Annotated in this window: 11 protein-coding genes; 3 read left to right on the top strand and 8 right to left on the bottom strand. The window is 59.2% G+C overall.

What is annotated here, in order from left to right; all coding sequences use genetic code 11:
- Position 1 precedes the first annotated feature (1 nt).
- Together Pla111_RS15495 and Pla111_RS15490 are read left to right on the top strand one after the other, a co-directional pair.
- Positions 2–706: a response regulator transcription factor gene (locus tag Pla111_RS15495; protein WP_146575365.1), complete on the top strand. Its 705-nt coding sequence runs from the start codon at positions 2–4 to the stop codon at positions 704–706.
- Between the two features lie 54 nt (positions 707–760).
- Positions 761–2,185: a sensor histidine kinase gene (locus tag Pla111_RS15490; protein WP_146575364.1), complete on the top strand. Its 1,425-nt coding sequence runs from the start codon at positions 761–763 to the stop codon at positions 2,183–2,185.
- Positions 2,186–2,246: 61 nt separating this feature from the next.
- Here Pla111_RS15490 and Pla111_RS15485 read toward each other — a convergent pair whose 3' ends face one another.
- From Pla111_RS15485 to Pla111_RS15455, 7 genes are all read right to left on the bottom strand, one after another.
- Positions 2,247–4,457 (bottom strand): arylsulfatase, encoded by a 2,211-nt coding sequence (locus Pla111_RS15485; protein ID WP_231931094.1) that lies wholly within the window; start codon positions 4,455–4,457, stop codon positions 2,247–2,249.
- Positions 4,458–4,664: 207 nt separating this feature from the next.
- On the bottom strand, positions 4,665–7,046 hold the full coding sequence (locus tag Pla111_RS15480) for an arylsulfatase (RefSeq protein ID WP_146575362.1): 2,382 nt from the start codon (positions 7,044–7,046) through the stop codon (positions 4,665–4,667).
- Positions 7,047–7,309: 263 nt separating this feature from the next.
- Positions 7,310–8,299: an HAD family hydrolase gene (locus Pla111_RS15475; RefSeq protein WP_146575361.1), complete on the bottom strand. Its 990-nt coding sequence runs from the start codon at positions 8,297–8,299 to the stop codon at positions 7,310–7,312.
- Between the two features lie 79 nt (positions 8,300–8,378).
- Positions 8,379–9,980, bottom strand: a complete 1,602-nt coding sequence (locus Pla111_RS15470) for an arylsulfatase (protein ID WP_197525077.1) — start codon at positions 9,978–9,980, stop codon at positions 8,379–8,381.
- Between the two features lie 95 nt (positions 9,981–10,075).
- A complete protein-coding gene (locus Pla111_RS15465) occupies positions 10,076–10,642 on the bottom strand; it encodes an HdeD family acid-resistance protein (RefSeq protein ID WP_146575359.1) in 567 nt (188 codons plus the stop codon).
- A gap of 92 nt (positions 10,643–10,734) precedes the next feature.
- Complete coding sequence (locus tag Pla111_RS15460) at positions 10,735–11,619, bottom strand: hypothetical protein (RefSeq protein WP_146575358.1); 885 nt, start codon at positions 11,617–11,619, stop codon at positions 10,735–10,737.
- An 839-nt stretch (positions 11,620–12,458) separates the two neighbouring features.
- Positions 12,459–13,382, bottom strand: coding sequence for an SgcJ/EcaC family oxidoreductase (locus Pla111_RS15455; protein WP_146575357.1), 924 nt, complete (start codon positions 13,380–13,382; stop codon positions 12,459–12,461).
- Positions 13,383–13,765: 383 nt separating this feature from the next.
- Here Pla111_RS15455 and Pla111_RS15450 point away from each other — a divergent pair, with 383 nt between their 5' ends.
- A complete protein-coding gene (locus Pla111_RS15450; protein WP_146575356.1) occupies positions 13,766–14,995 on the top strand; it encodes a carbohydrate porin in 1,230 nt (409 codons plus the stop codon).
- A 140-nt stretch (positions 14,996–15,135) separates the two neighbouring features.
- Here the strand turns inward: Pla111_RS15450 and Pla111_RS15445 are convergent.
- Positions 15,136–15,415 (bottom strand): trypsin-like serine protease (locus Pla111_RS15445; RefSeq protein WP_146575355.1); only part of this gene is annotated, 280 nt, incomplete at its 5' end.

The following is a 15,415-nucleotide window of genomic DNA, read 5'->3' as shown; positions in this document are numbered from 1 at the left end:
TATGAATATCTTGTTGATCGAGGACGACTTGACCCTCGGTCGATCGCTCCAGAAGGGGCTCGCAGAGGCCGGGATGCGATGCGAATGGCGTCGTGACGGCAAATCGGGCCTCACCGCGCTACAGGAGCAACAGGCCGATGTGGTCATTCTTGACCAACTGCTTCCTGATCTTGTGGGTCTCGAAGTTCTAAATGCTGCGCGTAAGATGGGGCTACGTGTACCGGTGCTGATCCTTAGTGCGCTGGGGTCGGTAGAAGATCGTGTTACCGGGCTCCAGCATGGGGCCGACGACTATCTTGTTAAGCCGTTCGCTTTCCCGGAGTTGCTTGCCCGGCTCCAAGCGCTCTCGCGCCGTACGCTCGAAGTGCCGTCTCAGCGACACACCGTTGGAACACTCACACTGGACCTCAGCACGCGGCGTGTCACCCGTGACGGCGAAGACATCGACCTCACCCCCACCGAGTTTAGCCTCCTCGAGTATCTCATGCGGCACGCGGGTCAGGTCGTGACAAGGCGGATGGTCTGCGGCCACCTCTGGGAAGCTGACTGGGAAGGGGTCACGAACGTTGTTGAGGTTCATATTTCACGATTGCGTGCTAAGATCGATCGCGGCCATCCCGAACCTGTACTCCAGACGGTTCGCGGACGAGGCTACCTGTTGACCGATGCCTCGCCACCCGACGCGAGCGGCTCGGCCCGTCTTTGAAGAGGGCTTGCCGGGCCAGCCTGCCTGGGGGGTCGATCGCTAAACGATCTTGCCATGCCGATTCGCTGGATAGTTCGCCTGCTTCGGTCGGTGCGTTTTCGACTAGCCTTGGCGACGTCCTTGGCGGTTGCGATCGTCGCGATTCTGACCATCTTTGGTTTGCGGCGATCGATCCATTGGGCCATGAGCAGCGAGATCGACCGGGGCTTGGTCGAAGACGCCCGAGAGCTTGGTCTGATTCTGCAAGAGCTAGGTCCACAGGGGCTTGAACCCGTCTCCGACGAGTTGCGTCGCAAAGCAACCGGCCACGCTCAGCACCGCTGGTTCGTGCGTCTCTGGGACGAAGACGAAAAGATTCTCTGGCAGAGCGAATTGGCCGATGAGGCTCCCCCCTCACCGGCGACGACACCCACCCCTACCCCTTCTCGGCCAAGCAGCCACTTGCTTTCGATCGCTGACTATCGAATCTACCGGAACGCAGCTCCTGCCAACCCCTTGTCGATCAGCTACTACGAGATCGGCTCCTCGCTGGATCGGGTCCGGGCGGACTTGGAGCGGATCGATCAGCAAGTTTTTGGCGCCGCGCTGCTTATGTTGCTCGCCTCGCCGGTGTGCGGCTATCTGCTCGCCGGCCTCGCAACGCGTGAAGTGTCTTCCATGACTCAGCAGGCGGCAGGCCTGCGGCCCACACAATTGGACGAGCGGTTGCCCGAGAGTGGGCTAGACGACGAGTTCGATCGCCTCGCTAAGACCATCAACGGTTTGCTGGACCGGATCGCCGAATTCATCCGAGAGAAGCGCACCTTTCTGGCGAATGCCGCCCACGAGCTACGCACACCGATTGCTGCGATCCGCAGCTCGATCGAAGTGGGATTGATGGCGGATCGGTCGGCAACCGAGTACCGCGAGTTGCTCGAACAGCTGATTGAAGACAGCGAATCGCTCGAAGTGCTCGTCAATCAGGTGCTGTTACTTTCCGAGGCTTATGCTCTCCAAGATTCACCGAGTGCCGAACGCGTTGCGCTCAGCACCATGATCGAACGGGCCGCCGAGATGTTCAGCGGAGTGGCTGAAGCCGGCGGGATCACCCTTGAAACCGACATCCCGCCCGACATCACCGCTCACGGATTGAAGCGTCACCTTGGTCATGTCGTCAATAATTTGATCGACAATGCCTTGAAGTACACCCCGCCCGGGGGCGTGGTTCGAATCACTCTCCGCGCTGACAACGAGCAGTGGATCCGACTCGTCGTTGCGGATACGGGTATTGGTATCGCCGAAGACGACTTGCCGCGCATCTTTGATCGCTTCTATCGGGCCGACCCGGCTCGTCGGCGCGACGGCACGCGTGGTGTGGGGCTCGGACTGAGTATCTGCAAGACGATCGTCGAGACCCACCGAGGCCACATCGAGTGCATTAGTCGTGTAGGAGAAGGCACTCGATTCGTCGTCAGCCTACCCAAGGCGGCTCTCGGATAGAGACCGCTGTCGACGCAGCCCGAGAGAGTACTCCCGGCATGTTGGTCGTTTCAGCGGGTGGTTAATCGATCAATTCGACCTCAACACGATCGATAACTCCGCTGAACTCGAAGGGGCGACGGCCTTCGTAACTCGCGCTCACAACAGAGCCCAGATCGACGCCAACGTCGAAGGTTTCGCTCGCAGAGAAAGCGACGGGGGTTGTCCTTTTGAGATCGACAGCGGCGACCTGCTTGTTATCGACTAGGATCGCCACCGTGCCGGCACCACCTAGTCGTGCGATGCGGGTAATCACCTCAACCCGATGCGTACCTGCTGCTAGCGGCTGCGAACAGCGAGCAACGTATTGCTCGATAATCATCATGTTGTAGTGGTAAACGAGACATCCTTTCTCCATCGAGAGCGACAGCCCTCCCCCCGCTCCTCCGAGCGCGTAAAGTACCCCGCTTGCTGCATCTTCGACCGAAATGTCGAGCACGACGCGGTTGCTTTGTTTCCCCAAGCCCGGAGCCGTAAATTCCGGCATACGGCGTGTCTTACCGCTGAACGTCCAATGGTCGTAGGGGGGGCGCTTCACATCCTCGGGGTGCAGGCGAAGCCAGATGCCCGCGCCCAACGGAAAAACCTGATTATCCTTCGCAACTTCGACAAACCGAGACTGTAACTCGGCAAGCTTCTCTGGATAGCGAGACGCCAAGTCGGTCGCTTGTGAAAAATCATTCCGTAGATCGTAGAGCTGCCAAACATCGCGTGCCGAGTCCCATTCGGACAAGCCCTTCTGGGCGTTGATCCAAGGCGTCAACGGTCCGAAAGTCGAAGCGAACCATCCGTCACGGTACAGACCACGACTGCCGTTGTTATCAAAAAACTGTTCCTGCTTTTGGCAAGCGGCTTCCGCGTTGGAGAAGGTGTAAACCATGCTGACGCCATCAATTGGCATCTGCTCGTGGCCGTTCACACTCTGGGGAGGAGCTATCTGGAGCAACTCGTAGATTGTAGGAGCGATATCAACAACATGGTGGAACTGCTGTCGAACAACTTTGTCGCTTCGGATTTGGTTGGGCCAGGAAACAACCAGCGGGTTTCTGGTGCCGCCAAAGTGCGCGGCAACGAGCTTGGTGCTGCGGAAAGGAGTGCAGCCGGCCCATGCCCAACCGGCATGGTACATGTTGTCGGTCTTGGCAGTTCCTAGCGCGTCGAGTCCGCCAAGCCGCTCTAGCGCAACGATCTGCTCATCAACGGTGTTTGCGATCTGGTTCTGCGCTAGCAATTCGCTGATGGAGCCCCGCTGGCCTTCGGCTGATGATCCATTATCGCCAAAGAGGTAGAAAACGATCGTGTTATCACGTAGACCCCGCTCTTCCAGACCTGAAACGACCCGCCCAACCTGCACGTCGGTGTGCTCAACAAAGCCCGCATAGAGTTCCATGAGTCGAAGTTGAAAGGCGCGCTCTTCTGCCGGCACGTCGTCCCAGGCCTGCATGGTTTCGGCGCGGGGAGTCAGCTGCGTGCCGGGCGGGATAACGCCCATGGCGAGCTGTCGCTGGTGGACTCGTTCGCGGTAAGCATCCCACCCGGAATCGAACTTCCCCTTGTACTTATCGGCCCACTCCGGAAAGACATGATGCGGGCCATGTACCGCACCCGGAGCCCAATACATCAAGAACGGCTTGTCGGGCGAATAAGCCCGGTGGTCATCGAGCCAATCAAGAGCCCGATCCACCAAGTCTTCGGTTAAGTGATAGGTCGGGTCGTCGTTGGGGGGCTCGACAAAGTTGTAGTTCTCAACCAGCCGCGGCTCCCACTGCGATGTTTCACCGGCCAAGAAACCGTAAAAATACTCGAATCCGTAGCCGTTGGGCCAACGGTCCTTTGGACCGATCGCGGTGGTTTCGGTTGCGGGAGTGTTGTGCCACTTGCCGAACGCTGAGGTCCGATAGCCGTAGTGTTTCAAGACCTCGGCGAGCGTCGCTGCTTCCTTGGGAATGACTCCCGTGTAACCATCGAAGGCAACGGCGCGTTCGGCGATTGTGCCCGATCCAACGCGCGTGTGGTTGCGACCCGTGAGAAGTGCGGCCCGGGTCGGTGAGCAGATCGAAGTCGTATGAAAAGAGTTGTATCGGATGCCCTGGTCAGCAAGCTTGCTGAGGGTTGGCGTGTGAACCTCACCACCGAAAGTCTCTGACACCCCAAAACCAACGTCGTCGAGCAGCACGATAAGGATGTTTGGCGCGTCTTCGGGAAGACGCTTTGGCTCGGCCGGCCAACGCATCGCAGAATCTTGAATCCTGGGCTTAGTGACGCTGTCCATCGGCACTGGCGGGAACGGCAGTGCCGAGCCGATGCTGGTCGGCGAAGCGTCAGTTGCCTGTGCGTGACTCGTCAACGCCAATAAAACGAACAAGCCTAGAAGACAAAAGTATTTTAGCCAGCAAGTCATGGCGTCCCAATTGCTATGGAGGTAAGCGTTTTTTTGCAATCAGTCTTCGAGGTACTTGACCTTCAAGCCGGCGATCTCGCTATTAGACTCAAAGGGAGCACGATCAAAATATGCCGGCGTGACGGGGGAGTAGCTGTCACGTCCCACGTCGAAGGCGTCGTTGGCGGTAAGACTATAGCCCGAGCTGCGAGGAGCCGTCCCCCTGCCCCGCTCGACACCGTCTACGCTGATCGTTACTTCGACAGGTCCGTTGCGGATGCCGGGCTTGAAGCGAGACTCGATCTCGATCGTCGTGTGACCAACCGGCAGTTTCCCGGATGTCGTTATCCGCGTCCGTTTAACCTCGTACAGGTTGTACTCATAGTGAATGGCACCCTCGTCAATCCAGACGGCGATGCCTCCCGAAAAACCACCGAGTGCGTACATCACGCCGCAAGGTTCTGGCTTTAGGGTGACATCGATCGTGACAAGACTGCTTCGTAGTCCCAGCTTGGGGGCCGACGCCTCGGGTACCGCGGTTGTACTGGCGGTGTAAAGAAACTCGGTGGCGGGATTCTGCTGCGTGAACTCGGGGTGCAGGCCGACCCACAGACCACCGCCGATCGGGTAGACCTTGTTGGCCTGCGCTTCCGCATCAAAAATTGCGGTTAATTCGGCAAGCTTTTCTGGACGCGACTCAGCGAGGTCGTTGGCCTGTGAAAAATCACTTGCAAGTTCGTAAAGCTCCCAGTGATCCTGGTCGGGTGTCCATTGGAAGATGGCGGGGTCGAGTCCTGACTTCCAAGGAACCCTCGGACCAAATGCTGAAGCGATATAGCCGTGATCGTAGATCGCGCGGCTGCCCATGATCTCAAAGTACTGCCGTTGCTTACGCCCTGGCGCTGTAGGTGAATCAAAAGCGTAAAGCATACTTACGCCATCCAGCGGATCCTGAGTCACGCCATCGACGAGCTGCGGGGACTGGATATTGAGCAGGCTGTAAATCGTGGGCGCTATATCGTTCACATGATGAAATTGAGGGCGGGGTCTCGCGTCGGGCTTGATCTTTGCTGGCCACGAAATCGCCAGCGGATTTCGCGTGCCGCCGAAATGTGACGCTACCAGCTTGGTTCCTTGGTACGGAGTGCTTCCGGCCCATGCCCAGCCGGCGTGGTAATGGTTATCCGTTTTGGGTCCCCCCAGCGCGTTCAAGCCACCGAGCGATTCGAGCGCTCTCAGCTGATCGGAAACCGTTGTCGCCGTACCGCTCTGCGCGAGGAACTCACTGATCGAGCCGTTTTGTCCTTCCGCACTCGATCCATTGTCACCCCATAGATAGAAGATGAGGGTGTTATCGCGGATCCCTAAACGGTCTAGCTCATCAACAAGCCGTCCAACTTGCGTGTCGGTATGCTCGCAGAAGCCGGCGAAGATCTCCATCAGCCGACTCTGAAACGGCTTCTCTTGCTCCGGAATCGACTCCCAAGCCGCTAGCGAATCCGGGCGGGGTGTCAGTTTTGCTTCCGCGGGAAGATAGCCGAGCGCCTTCTGCCGGCTAAACACACGCTCGCGCATCGCGTCCCATCCGTCGTCGAATTGTCCCCGATATTTGTCCGACCAGACATTCTCTACGTGGTGCGGGGCGTGAACCGCTCCGGGAGCCCAGTACATAAAAAATGGCTTATCCGGAGCGAGCGTTCGCTGACGCTGTAGCCATGCTATCGCCTGATCTGCAAGATCTTCGGTCAGGTGGTAGCCTTCCCGGTGTTGGGGAGTTAGTCGATTAAAGTTCTCGACGAGCGCGGGCTCCCATTGCGAGGTTTCACCAGCCAGGAATCCATAAAAGTAATCGAAACCAACGAGATTGCCGGTAGGCCACCGATTGAAAGGACCCACCGAAGACGTTTCCGCGTGGGGCGTGTTATGCCACTTGCCAAACGCCGAGGATGCGTAGCCGTAGCACCCGAGCACTTTCGGCAAGGCTGCCGCGGTAGCCGGCCACATGCCCGAGTAGCCATCCCAATCGTTAGCCAGACTGGCAATCTGTCCGGCACCCACACGATGGTGATTACGACCCGTCAGCAACGCGGCACGTGTCGGGGAGCACATCGCGGTAGTATGAAACCGATTGAACGAGACCCCCGAATCGGCGATCCTTGTTAGCGTTGGAGTGTGGACTACTCCTCCATAAGTATCGGGCAACCCCGGCCCCGCATCGTCGATCAGAATGATCAACACGTTGGGGGCGTTGTCGGGAAGGCGATTTGGTATTGGAAGTGGGCTGTAGGTGGACTCTTGCATGGTTCGCTTGGCGACACTGCCCGACGGCGTCGGCGGGAACGGCAAGACCGAGCCGTCCTGAGGAGCCCCGACACTAGCTGGTCCGCTAACCAGTGTTAGGCTGAAGCCGACCAGCGCGGCGATAAGATGGGAGTACTTCATCGCTAAGACCTTGCTTTACATCTCAGGCGGATAACTTCGAGATTGATAACCACAACAAATTTGAGCCAGCTTTTCATCTGGATCGTCACCCTGAATCACGCGCCGGCAATACTCCCGGCAAGCCGGCCACGTATCTGGAAAGTCCGACAGCTACGGCATCCAACGAGATAAGCAGGGCCCCGGCGAGCCATGGAAGGGCGGGCCCAAATGAAACGCAGCCGAAGCCAGCCTCCACGAGGTACCTTCCTGTCGGACTAAACCAGTTAGGGCTGAACTGAAGCCGGATAAATCTGCCGCCAGTCGCGCTTCATGTCGATAACCGCCCAACCTTGGACCGGAGCTTCTCGGAGTGCTCTATCGAGCCGACCCACTAAGGAGTCGCGGTCGTACGCCTGCTCGCGTTCGTTATCGGTGTGGTGGATCAGTACGCCGAGCCGCGGCCCCGATCCAGCGGTTGTCCACTCCAGCATCTGATAATCGCCATCCGAATTGCCAAATGCCAGAATCGGTCGGCGACCGATGTGCTGTTGAATACCGACAGGCTTGCCAACCTTGTCGTCAATGAAATCGATCTCAGCAAGCCGTTCGATAACCGGTGATCCGTCGCGATACTGATAGGCCAGCCTGATGCTCGAACCAACCACTTGCTCGGGGGGAACTCCGTAAACCGCTTCCGCCCAAGGCCGCATAAAGTCGATGCCGCCGCCCGAGACAATGAACGTTTTAAAACCACTCTTCCTGAGATGTGCCAAGATCTCGAGCATCGGCAAATAAACCATCTGCGTAAAACGGCGTTTGGTAACGGGATGGCGTGCTTCGGAGATCCAGTCAGAGACGACGCGATCAAACTCGTCGGTCGTCAGGCCGGCGTGCGTGGCCATGATGATTTCTAGCAATGCTGGCTCGCCCCCCTGGAGCGACGTCGCAAGATCTCCGCGCAGGATCGAAGCGAAGGGTTCGCGTTCTCTCCATTCAGGGTGCTCCGGAGCCAGCTGCCGAACGCGGTCGAAGGCAAAGAAGGCCTGCACGTACATCGGCTGCTCTGACCAGAGCGTGCCGTCGTTGTCAAAGACGGCAATCCGTTCGGATGCAGGAACCTCCTCGGGAGATCCGGGAGCCGAGACGCGTTGGATGAATCCGAGGATCGACTCTTTAGCGGGTCCTTCAGCCCAAGAAGGCAACGGATCGGAAGCCCGCACGACCATCGGCAGGAAGAACAGCGCGACCGTGACGCAGACGGAGAACAAACGCATTAATTCTTGCTCGCTGCCATGGATAAAAAAATGCCGTCGGCGGCATCGAATGCCGCCGACGGCTAGCGCGCATCAGAACCTAGCTGCCTTGATTGGCAGCCTTGATTTGCTCGATCACCTTTTCCAGGTTGAACGAACCGGGCGTCTGGCTCGGCGGGTACTCGATCATGGACTTAAGGAACTTGCCAGCGATGTTCTGCATCGGCAGCAGCACATAAGCCCGGTCGATATACCAGTCCCAATACGTATTTGAGTTGTGCTGTGACTTCTCAAACGGATCGCGACGCAGATTGAAAAGCAGGGGGATGCGGAGTTGGATAAAAGGCTCCTGCCAAACGCCCAGCTGCCGACCACGATTGGAAAGGAAGACCGCCTTCCAATCGTCGTAGCGGATCGCGACGATCTCGCCAACATCGTTAACGTACATGAACTCCTTGCGAGGCGACTCCTGGACCTTGCCCATCAGGTAGTCCAGCTGGTTATAGCCATCGACCAAGTTGCGGTACCGACGGCCGATCAGCTCGGTCCCTGCTGCAAGTTTCTCCTTGATGTCCGGAGCACCCGCGGCCGCAGCAAAGGTCGGCAGCCAATCCTCATGAGCAACAATTCCGTTGAGCGTCACTCCGGCAGGAAACTTACCCGTCCAACGAACGAACGCTGGCACACGGTAGGCTCCCTCCCAGTTGGAGTTCTTCTCGCCGCGGAACGGAGTGGTCCCCGCATCGGGCCAGGTGTTGTAGTGCGGGCCGTTATCGGTCGAGTACTGCACGATCGTGTTCTCGGCGATGCCTAACTCGTCGAGCAGGTCCAATAGCTCACCAACGTGCATATCGTGCTCCACCATGCCATCGTGATACTCGTCACCCGACTTGCCGGAGAGCCCGCGGTGTTCCTCCTTCACGTGTGTACGAAAGTGCATACGCGTGCCGTTCCACCAGCAGAAAAACGGTTTGCCGGCGGCGTTCTGCCGCTTGATAAAGTCTTTCGCCGCGGCGAGCGTCTCTTCATCAACCGTCTCCATCCGTTTCTTGTCGAGGGCGCCGGTGTCTTCAATCTTCTGGGTGCCGTCCGGCAAGGCGTATGATCGGATCACACCACGCGGGCCGAACTGCTCGCGGAAGGTCTTGCCGTTGGCAAGCACCATCTCAGCGGGATAATCTTCATTCTCAGGCTCTTCTTCGGCATTGAGATGGTAGAGATTGCCAAAGAACTCGTCGAAGCCATGGTTGGTGGGAAGATGCTGGTCGCGGTCCCCTTGGTGGTTCTTGCCGAACTGGCCCGTGGCATAGCCCTGGCTCTTCATAACAGCAGCCATCGTGGCGTCGGTTTCTTGCCACCCTTCCTCGGCCCCTGGCATCCCGACCTTCGTCATGCCGGTTCGGACGGGCACGTTGCCGGCGATAAACGCCGCGCGGCCTGCCGTGCAGCTCTGCTGTCCGTAGTAGTCAGTGAAAGCCACCCCTTCACGGGCGATACGATCGATGTTTGGCGTCTTGTAGCCCATCATGCCACGGTTGTTGTGGCTGATGTTCCAAGTGCCGATGTCATCGCCCCAGATGACGAGTACGTTGGGCTTTTCGGCGGCAAACAGACTTGAGGCGGTTGATATGCAACAGGCGATTAAACAACTCGTAACGTAGGTCACCAGTGGAGTCAATCGCTTTAGTCGAAGTAAGATCATTGTGGTCATCGCTACAGGGTCAATGAAACGGGAAGACGATGGGCTAGTCTGGCAGGACTAAAAGTTTGGCAAAGCCGCGACAATCGCATCTCGGCTTATGCCTCTTGGTGTACCCCGTAAGCACGCAATCGAAACGCAACATAGATCATAGCCACTCCGGCGATCACCGCGAAACCTCCGAGAACTTGCACAAGCAAGACCGCAGCAAGTACCGGTGCTGAGAGCAAAATGGCTCCGAATCCGATCGAGAGCAGCCCGCCCAGCACGAGCCACGCTTCGCCTTCGATCTGTTTGCGTTCCCGGATGGCGGTGATGATCTCGAGGCCCCCGCCGACAATCGATTGGAAGGCCAGCAGAAACACGAGCGTGGTCGCGGCAACCGCCCCGACTAGTGCGGGGTGCGCTATCACGAAGAGCCCTGCGGCAATGCCGATCGCGCCACGCAAGAGGGTCCACCCTCGCGAATCGACCCAGCCCATGACTCCCGCAAGGATCGCCAACACGCCATCGGCCAGCACAAAGGCACCCAGCACGAGCGTATAAGCGGAAAGCGTGATGCCGGGGGTCAACAACGCGTAGCCCCCCAGTGCAATCAGCATGACGCCGCGCAGTAGCGGCACCCACCAGAGCCTGGTGATGGCCCGGATAACAGAACGTTCCACGCTGACTTCGCTGACGGCGTTAGCCGAAGAGGAATTATCTGGCACAGGTTAAACTCCGTACACGATCGGTTATCTGCTGGTAGAAAACCGAGCTACTCTTGTGTTTCGTTTGCTTCCTCAGAGGGCTCATCGAGTCGCACGAGCAAGTAGTTCTCGGTTTTTTCGGGACCAAAGTGAACAAGCACCGGCGCTTCCTCTTGTGTCAGGTTGTAGAGCCCTGTTTCGGCAACCAGCTCGTCGTTCTCACCGAAGCGAATGGCAACACGCTGCGTCTGCTGGTCTACCGCGCCTTGGACTGAGGTCGCGTCGTCCGTTTGGACGTTGTAAAGCGTGCCGGCAACGATGCCGTCGCGATTGACGGCAAGCTGTAGGGTGAGGTTGGGATCCGTGTCACGCTCATCGGTGGAAACGGCAAAAGTACCCAGCGGCATCCACTCCGCCTCGGCCGCTTCTTCCTCGGTAGCAGGCGGCTCGACCGTAGCGAGATCCATCGCGCTCATCGCAAATTCCTCGCGCGAGGCCACCTGCGTGCCACCGACCAGCACAGAGTCCCCTTCGTAGACAACGTTACCGCCGACGCCGTAGTCGTAGTAAACCGGCTGAGACCATACCGTCTGAGGCTGCGACCAGGTGAACCAGTTAGTCACGGCAGACCATGTGGGAACGGTCCACCAATAGTTCCAACCATGGGAGTGGTTCCAGTAGTGGTAGTGCCATCCACACAGCGCGTGAGGATGACCTAGCCACCAACTATTATTGAACCATCGCCCCGCGTGGTGATGGTGCCCCCAGCCGTGACGTACCCCATCCGCCCAGCCATTCCAGTAGCCGCGTCGTGCGACCCCCGGATTGGCCCAACCAGGGCGGGCGAAGGCGTTGTTCCAGCGGTTGTGAAGATTTAAGTTCGTGCTGTTATCAATATTTGCCCAGCCGGGGCGGCGATTGATCACGTTGTTGTCGCCCCATCGGCCGCTCAAGTCGGGCCGGGTAGTGGGTCTCGCTGCAATTCCTGGTCGTCCGCCAGACCCCGGCCGTCCGCCCGGGCGATCGGGTCGCGAGGCTCCCGGCCGACCGATTTCGCCAGGAAGGGTTGTCGCCCGATCGGGGCGGCCACCGGCTCCTGGCCGACGATTGCCCGGCCGCGTCGCCAGATCGCCCTTGCCGGGACGCAGCGGCTTGTCGAGACCCAAGAAGTCCTCGATCCCTCCCGGCGTGGGCCGACCCGCTCCACCACCGCCCGGACGGCTCGGACGATTGACTCCTGGTCGACCCGCAATATCGGGCCTTGATGTCCCCGGACGATTATTCCCCGGACCGGTGGCTCCTGGCCGACCGGTGACTCCCGGCCGATTCGTGGCGGGCCGGTTGCTGCCGGGACGCGCTAGATCCGGGCGCGCGAGATCCGGGCGTGGACGCGCGGCTCCTGGTCTTTGCGGACCCGTTGGCAAGCTCACGCTGGGCCTCGCTGCCGGGCGATTCGCAACGGATGAACCACCCCCGGGACGCGCGGGAAGATTGGGCCGTGTGGTCGGGCGTGCTCCGCCAGGTAGTCGACCTCCGCCAGTCGGCAGATTGGGCTTGATGCCACCACTAGGTCGAGGCGCTGGCCGTGTGGGAGCCGGGCGCGGCGCTGGCCGACTGAGGTTGGGGCGTGGAGCTTGTCGAGGGGCACTTATGTTTGGTCGGGCTCCTCCGCCACCTCCCCCCATCCGCCCGCGGCCGCCACCTCCCCCCCCGCCGCGCATGCCAACAGCGCAAGCCACTTCGGCGGAGCCAAAGCTAAGGGCAACGATCAGAACCCCAAGTCGAAAGACGTTCATCGGGTTCCTCCGACAGCCGCGGAAGCCGCTTGATCCGCAACGACACGCACCACCTTCACGGGGTCGCTGGCCGGAACGGGCATGCCACCGATGGTCGAACCAATTGCTTCAACCTGAAAAGCGTCGTCGGCCAGACGGGTGATTAGCTGCCCCTCGGCTGAAACCTCGCCGTTGCCGCCAACATGCGTCATCTTAATGAGCCAACCAGCACCCTGCTTGGCGATGGTTCCTTCGCCGAAGGAACCATCCGAACTAAAAATCCAGGTACGGAACCCTCGGTCGCGGGGATCCCAGCCGATGACCTGCGTCCCCTCGATGCCTTGCGCATCTTTGTACTCGGCTTGAAACGAGCGGATCAGAAACGCCTCGTTTGCCGACCAACGAATCTTGGTGCGAACATCAACCGCATCACTCTCGTCACGCCAATCGCCAACCAGCCACGCGAAGTCTTGTAGCGCATCGCGTGGCGTCGTCGGCTGGGGAAGTTCACGCTCGTGAGAGCTCTCGATCACCCAGGTGCCCCCTTCTTTTACCAACACGATGGTAAAGGCCGAGCGCGTTGGCTCGTCATCGGGAACAAAGAGCGTCACGCTACCTTCACCGATCGCCACCTCCGGGCGTATCGCGCGGACGGTATCGAGCTGTCCTGTCAGGCGAGCGCGCGGATGCCTTGTAAAGAAGTCCGCAAACTCTTCTTTGATCGCGGGCCTCCCCTCCGTTACTTGGCCTGTGGCGTCGTCATAGGCCACGGCGTCGGCGGCCCAAAATCTTCCCAAGGCTTCGGCATCCCCCTCATCAAAGGCGGATAAGTATCCGGCGAAACGGGCGCTGAGTTCCGTCTGAAGCTCGGTCGCTCGCGCCGACATTGCCGGGCCTGCAACCCCGGAAAAAGCCACCATGAAAAGCAGACAAGAACGCATCGCTTCACTCCATATAGGGGCGAACAGGTGATCGAGAAGAGGAGGACAAGCAGCTTCAGCGCGTAGAGAAACTGTTTCTCTCTTTAGCTCTGACCCTGTGCGGTACTCACCGTCCCGCTTTGTTCCGGATCTTAGTTTTATCTTTCGTAAGCTACCTGATGTGCCCTGTCAATCAACTTGGCCTCAGCAGGCAGAACGCCACGCGGCTTTTATTCTGCTTCTGAGTTCCGTCAATTGCGCGAGCGACTTTTCTGCTTGTTCCGCTTAGTTCAGCGTCCTTTGGCACCCGACGGTTCGCACCCTCAAGAACCGATCACTATCTCTAGTGGACTGAATCATGTGGTTGACGTAATCCTGCATTCTGTACGCACGAGCCTTGCGTCATGCCCTTTACAAGATGTCTGCCGGCGTTGCTCATCGTGGCCTGGGGATTCCCACAGCTCCTCGGTGCCCAGCCGCTCAGCGGAGACTGGTACGGCAATCGCACCTGGATCGCCGAGCAGGGAGTCACGTTTGACCTCGACGTTGCTCACTTCTATCAGGGAGTGTCAAGCGGTGGGCTCAACCAGCACGCCAAGTACGGCGGCCACGGCGACTACGTTACCAATGTCGATTTCGGCAAGCTGGGCTTGCAAGAGGGGCTCTTTCTGAAGGTGCGCGCCGAGCACCGCTTCGGAGAGAACGTGAACGCCGACACCGGCGCTTTGTTGCCCGTCGCGGTGTTGGCAGACCTGCCGGTCCGTGGCGACGAGGATCTGCTGCTCACTAACGTCCTCTTCACGCAAGCGCTTTCTGAGCAATTTGCCGTGTTCTTTGGCAAGCTCGATACGCTGGACGGAGACCCCAACGCCTTTGCACACGGCCGGGGTAAGACGCAATTCTCTAACGTCGGTTTTGTCGCAAATCCCCTCGCGTTGCGGACCATCCCTTATTCGACTCTCGGTTGTGGCTTTGCGGTGCTGGGAGAAGAGGGGACGCCCCTGTTTACCTACACGGTACTGAACCCGACCGATACCGCTTCCACAGCAGGCTTCGATGAGCTGTTCGCCGAAGGCGTAGCGATGTCGGCTGAGCTACGACTGCCAACTTCGTTTTATGGTCTGCCGGGTCATCAGCTGTTCGCGGGCACTTGGAGCAGTCGCGACTATGTCTCACTGGGGCAAGACCCCCGTGTCGTTCTCCCCGATGTCCCGATCAACGAGGCCGACGGCTCATGGTCGGCTTACTACAATTTCGACCAGTATCTGTTTGTTGATCCGTGCAACGAGGGACGCGGTTGGGGTCTGTTCGGTCGAGCGGGAGTCGCTGACCAACAGGCGAACCCCCTCTCGTGGTTCCTCAGCTTTGGTCTGGGCGGCCATAACCCGATGAGCGGCCATGGGGCCGACACCTTTGGTGTGGGTTGGTTTGTCGCGGGATCGAGCGATCAGATCGGGCCGATTCTGGAGACCGTTCTGGGGCCGATCGAAGACGGCCACGGGGTCGAACTGTTCTACAACTGGCAAGCAACGTCCTGGCTGAATGTGACACCGGATCTGCAGGTCGTTGTCCCCTCACGCGATAACGTTGACACGGCTTTGGTCTTAGGCGTCCGCGCTGTTATGCAGCTTTAGTTGCAAGACAGTATCGCGTCTCTGGTACGCATCGAGCCGACTTGACTGACCGCCCAAAACGCCCGAGCCGCCCAGCGTTTGCCGGGCGGCTCGTGCGTGAGAAGGTGGTAAAGGTATCAGCCTTCTTCCTTCGGCTTTGCTCAGAGGGGCCAGGCGGCGAGCAGGTCGCGGGGGGCGTCGGCCGTTGGGTTGTCGTCTCCGGCGTAGGCGGTTAGGAAGGCCCGCACCTCGCGGATGTCGATGGCGTAGCTCACCAGCCGGGCCTTGGTGTTGCCGCTGGAGTTGATCCCCACCAGCTCACCGTTGTTGTTGACGATCGGGCCACCGCTGTCGCCCGGGTTGATCGGCGAGGTGGTCTGCAGCACGCGGGCCTGCACCTGCTGGCCGTCTTCGTAGTGCATGCGGATGTCGTGCACCTGC

It is taken from the genome of Botrimarina hoheduenensis (genome assembly GCF_007859815.1).
Classification (GTDB): Bacteria; Planctomycetota; Planctomycetia; order Pirellulales; family Lacipirellulaceae; genus Botrimarina; species Botrimarina hoheduenensis.
This window is presented reverse-complemented; position numbering and strand designations above follow the sequence as displayed.

Excerpts from the sequence above, each read along its gene's own strand:
- Pla111_RS15495 (WP_146575365.1), top strand. The coding sequence starts at position 2 with ATGAATATCTTGTTGATCGAGGACGACTTGACCCTCGGTCGATCGCTC.
- Pla111_RS15490 (WP_146575364.1), top strand. The coding sequence starts at position 761 with ATGCCGATTCGCTGGATAGTTCGCCTGCTTCGGTCGGTGCGTTTTCGA.
- Pla111_RS15485 (WP_231931094.1), bottom strand. The coding sequence starts at position 4,457 with ATGCGTTGGCCGGCCGAGCCAAAGCGTCTTCCCGAAGACGCGCCAAAC.
- Pla111_RS15480 (WP_146575362.1), bottom strand. The coding sequence starts at position 7,046 with ATGAAGTACTCCCATCTTATCGCCGCGCTGGTCGGCTTCAGCCTAACA.
- Pla111_RS15475 (WP_146575361.1), bottom strand. The coding sequence starts at position 8,299 with ATGCGTTTGTTCTCCGTCTGCGTCACGGTCGCGCTGTTCTTCCTGCCG.
- Pla111_RS15470 (WP_197525077.1), bottom strand. The coding sequence starts at position 9,980 with ATGATCTTACTTCGACTAAAGCGATTGACTCCACTGGTGACCTACGTT.
- Pla111_RS15455 (WP_146575357.1), bottom strand. The coding sequence starts at position 13,382 with ATGCGTTCTTGTCTGCTTTTCATGGTGGCTTTTTCCGGGGTTGCAGGC.
- Pla111_RS15450 (WP_146575356.1), top strand. The coding sequence starts at position 13,766 with ATGCCCTTTACAAGATGTCTGCCGGCGTTGCTCATCGTGGCCTGGGGA.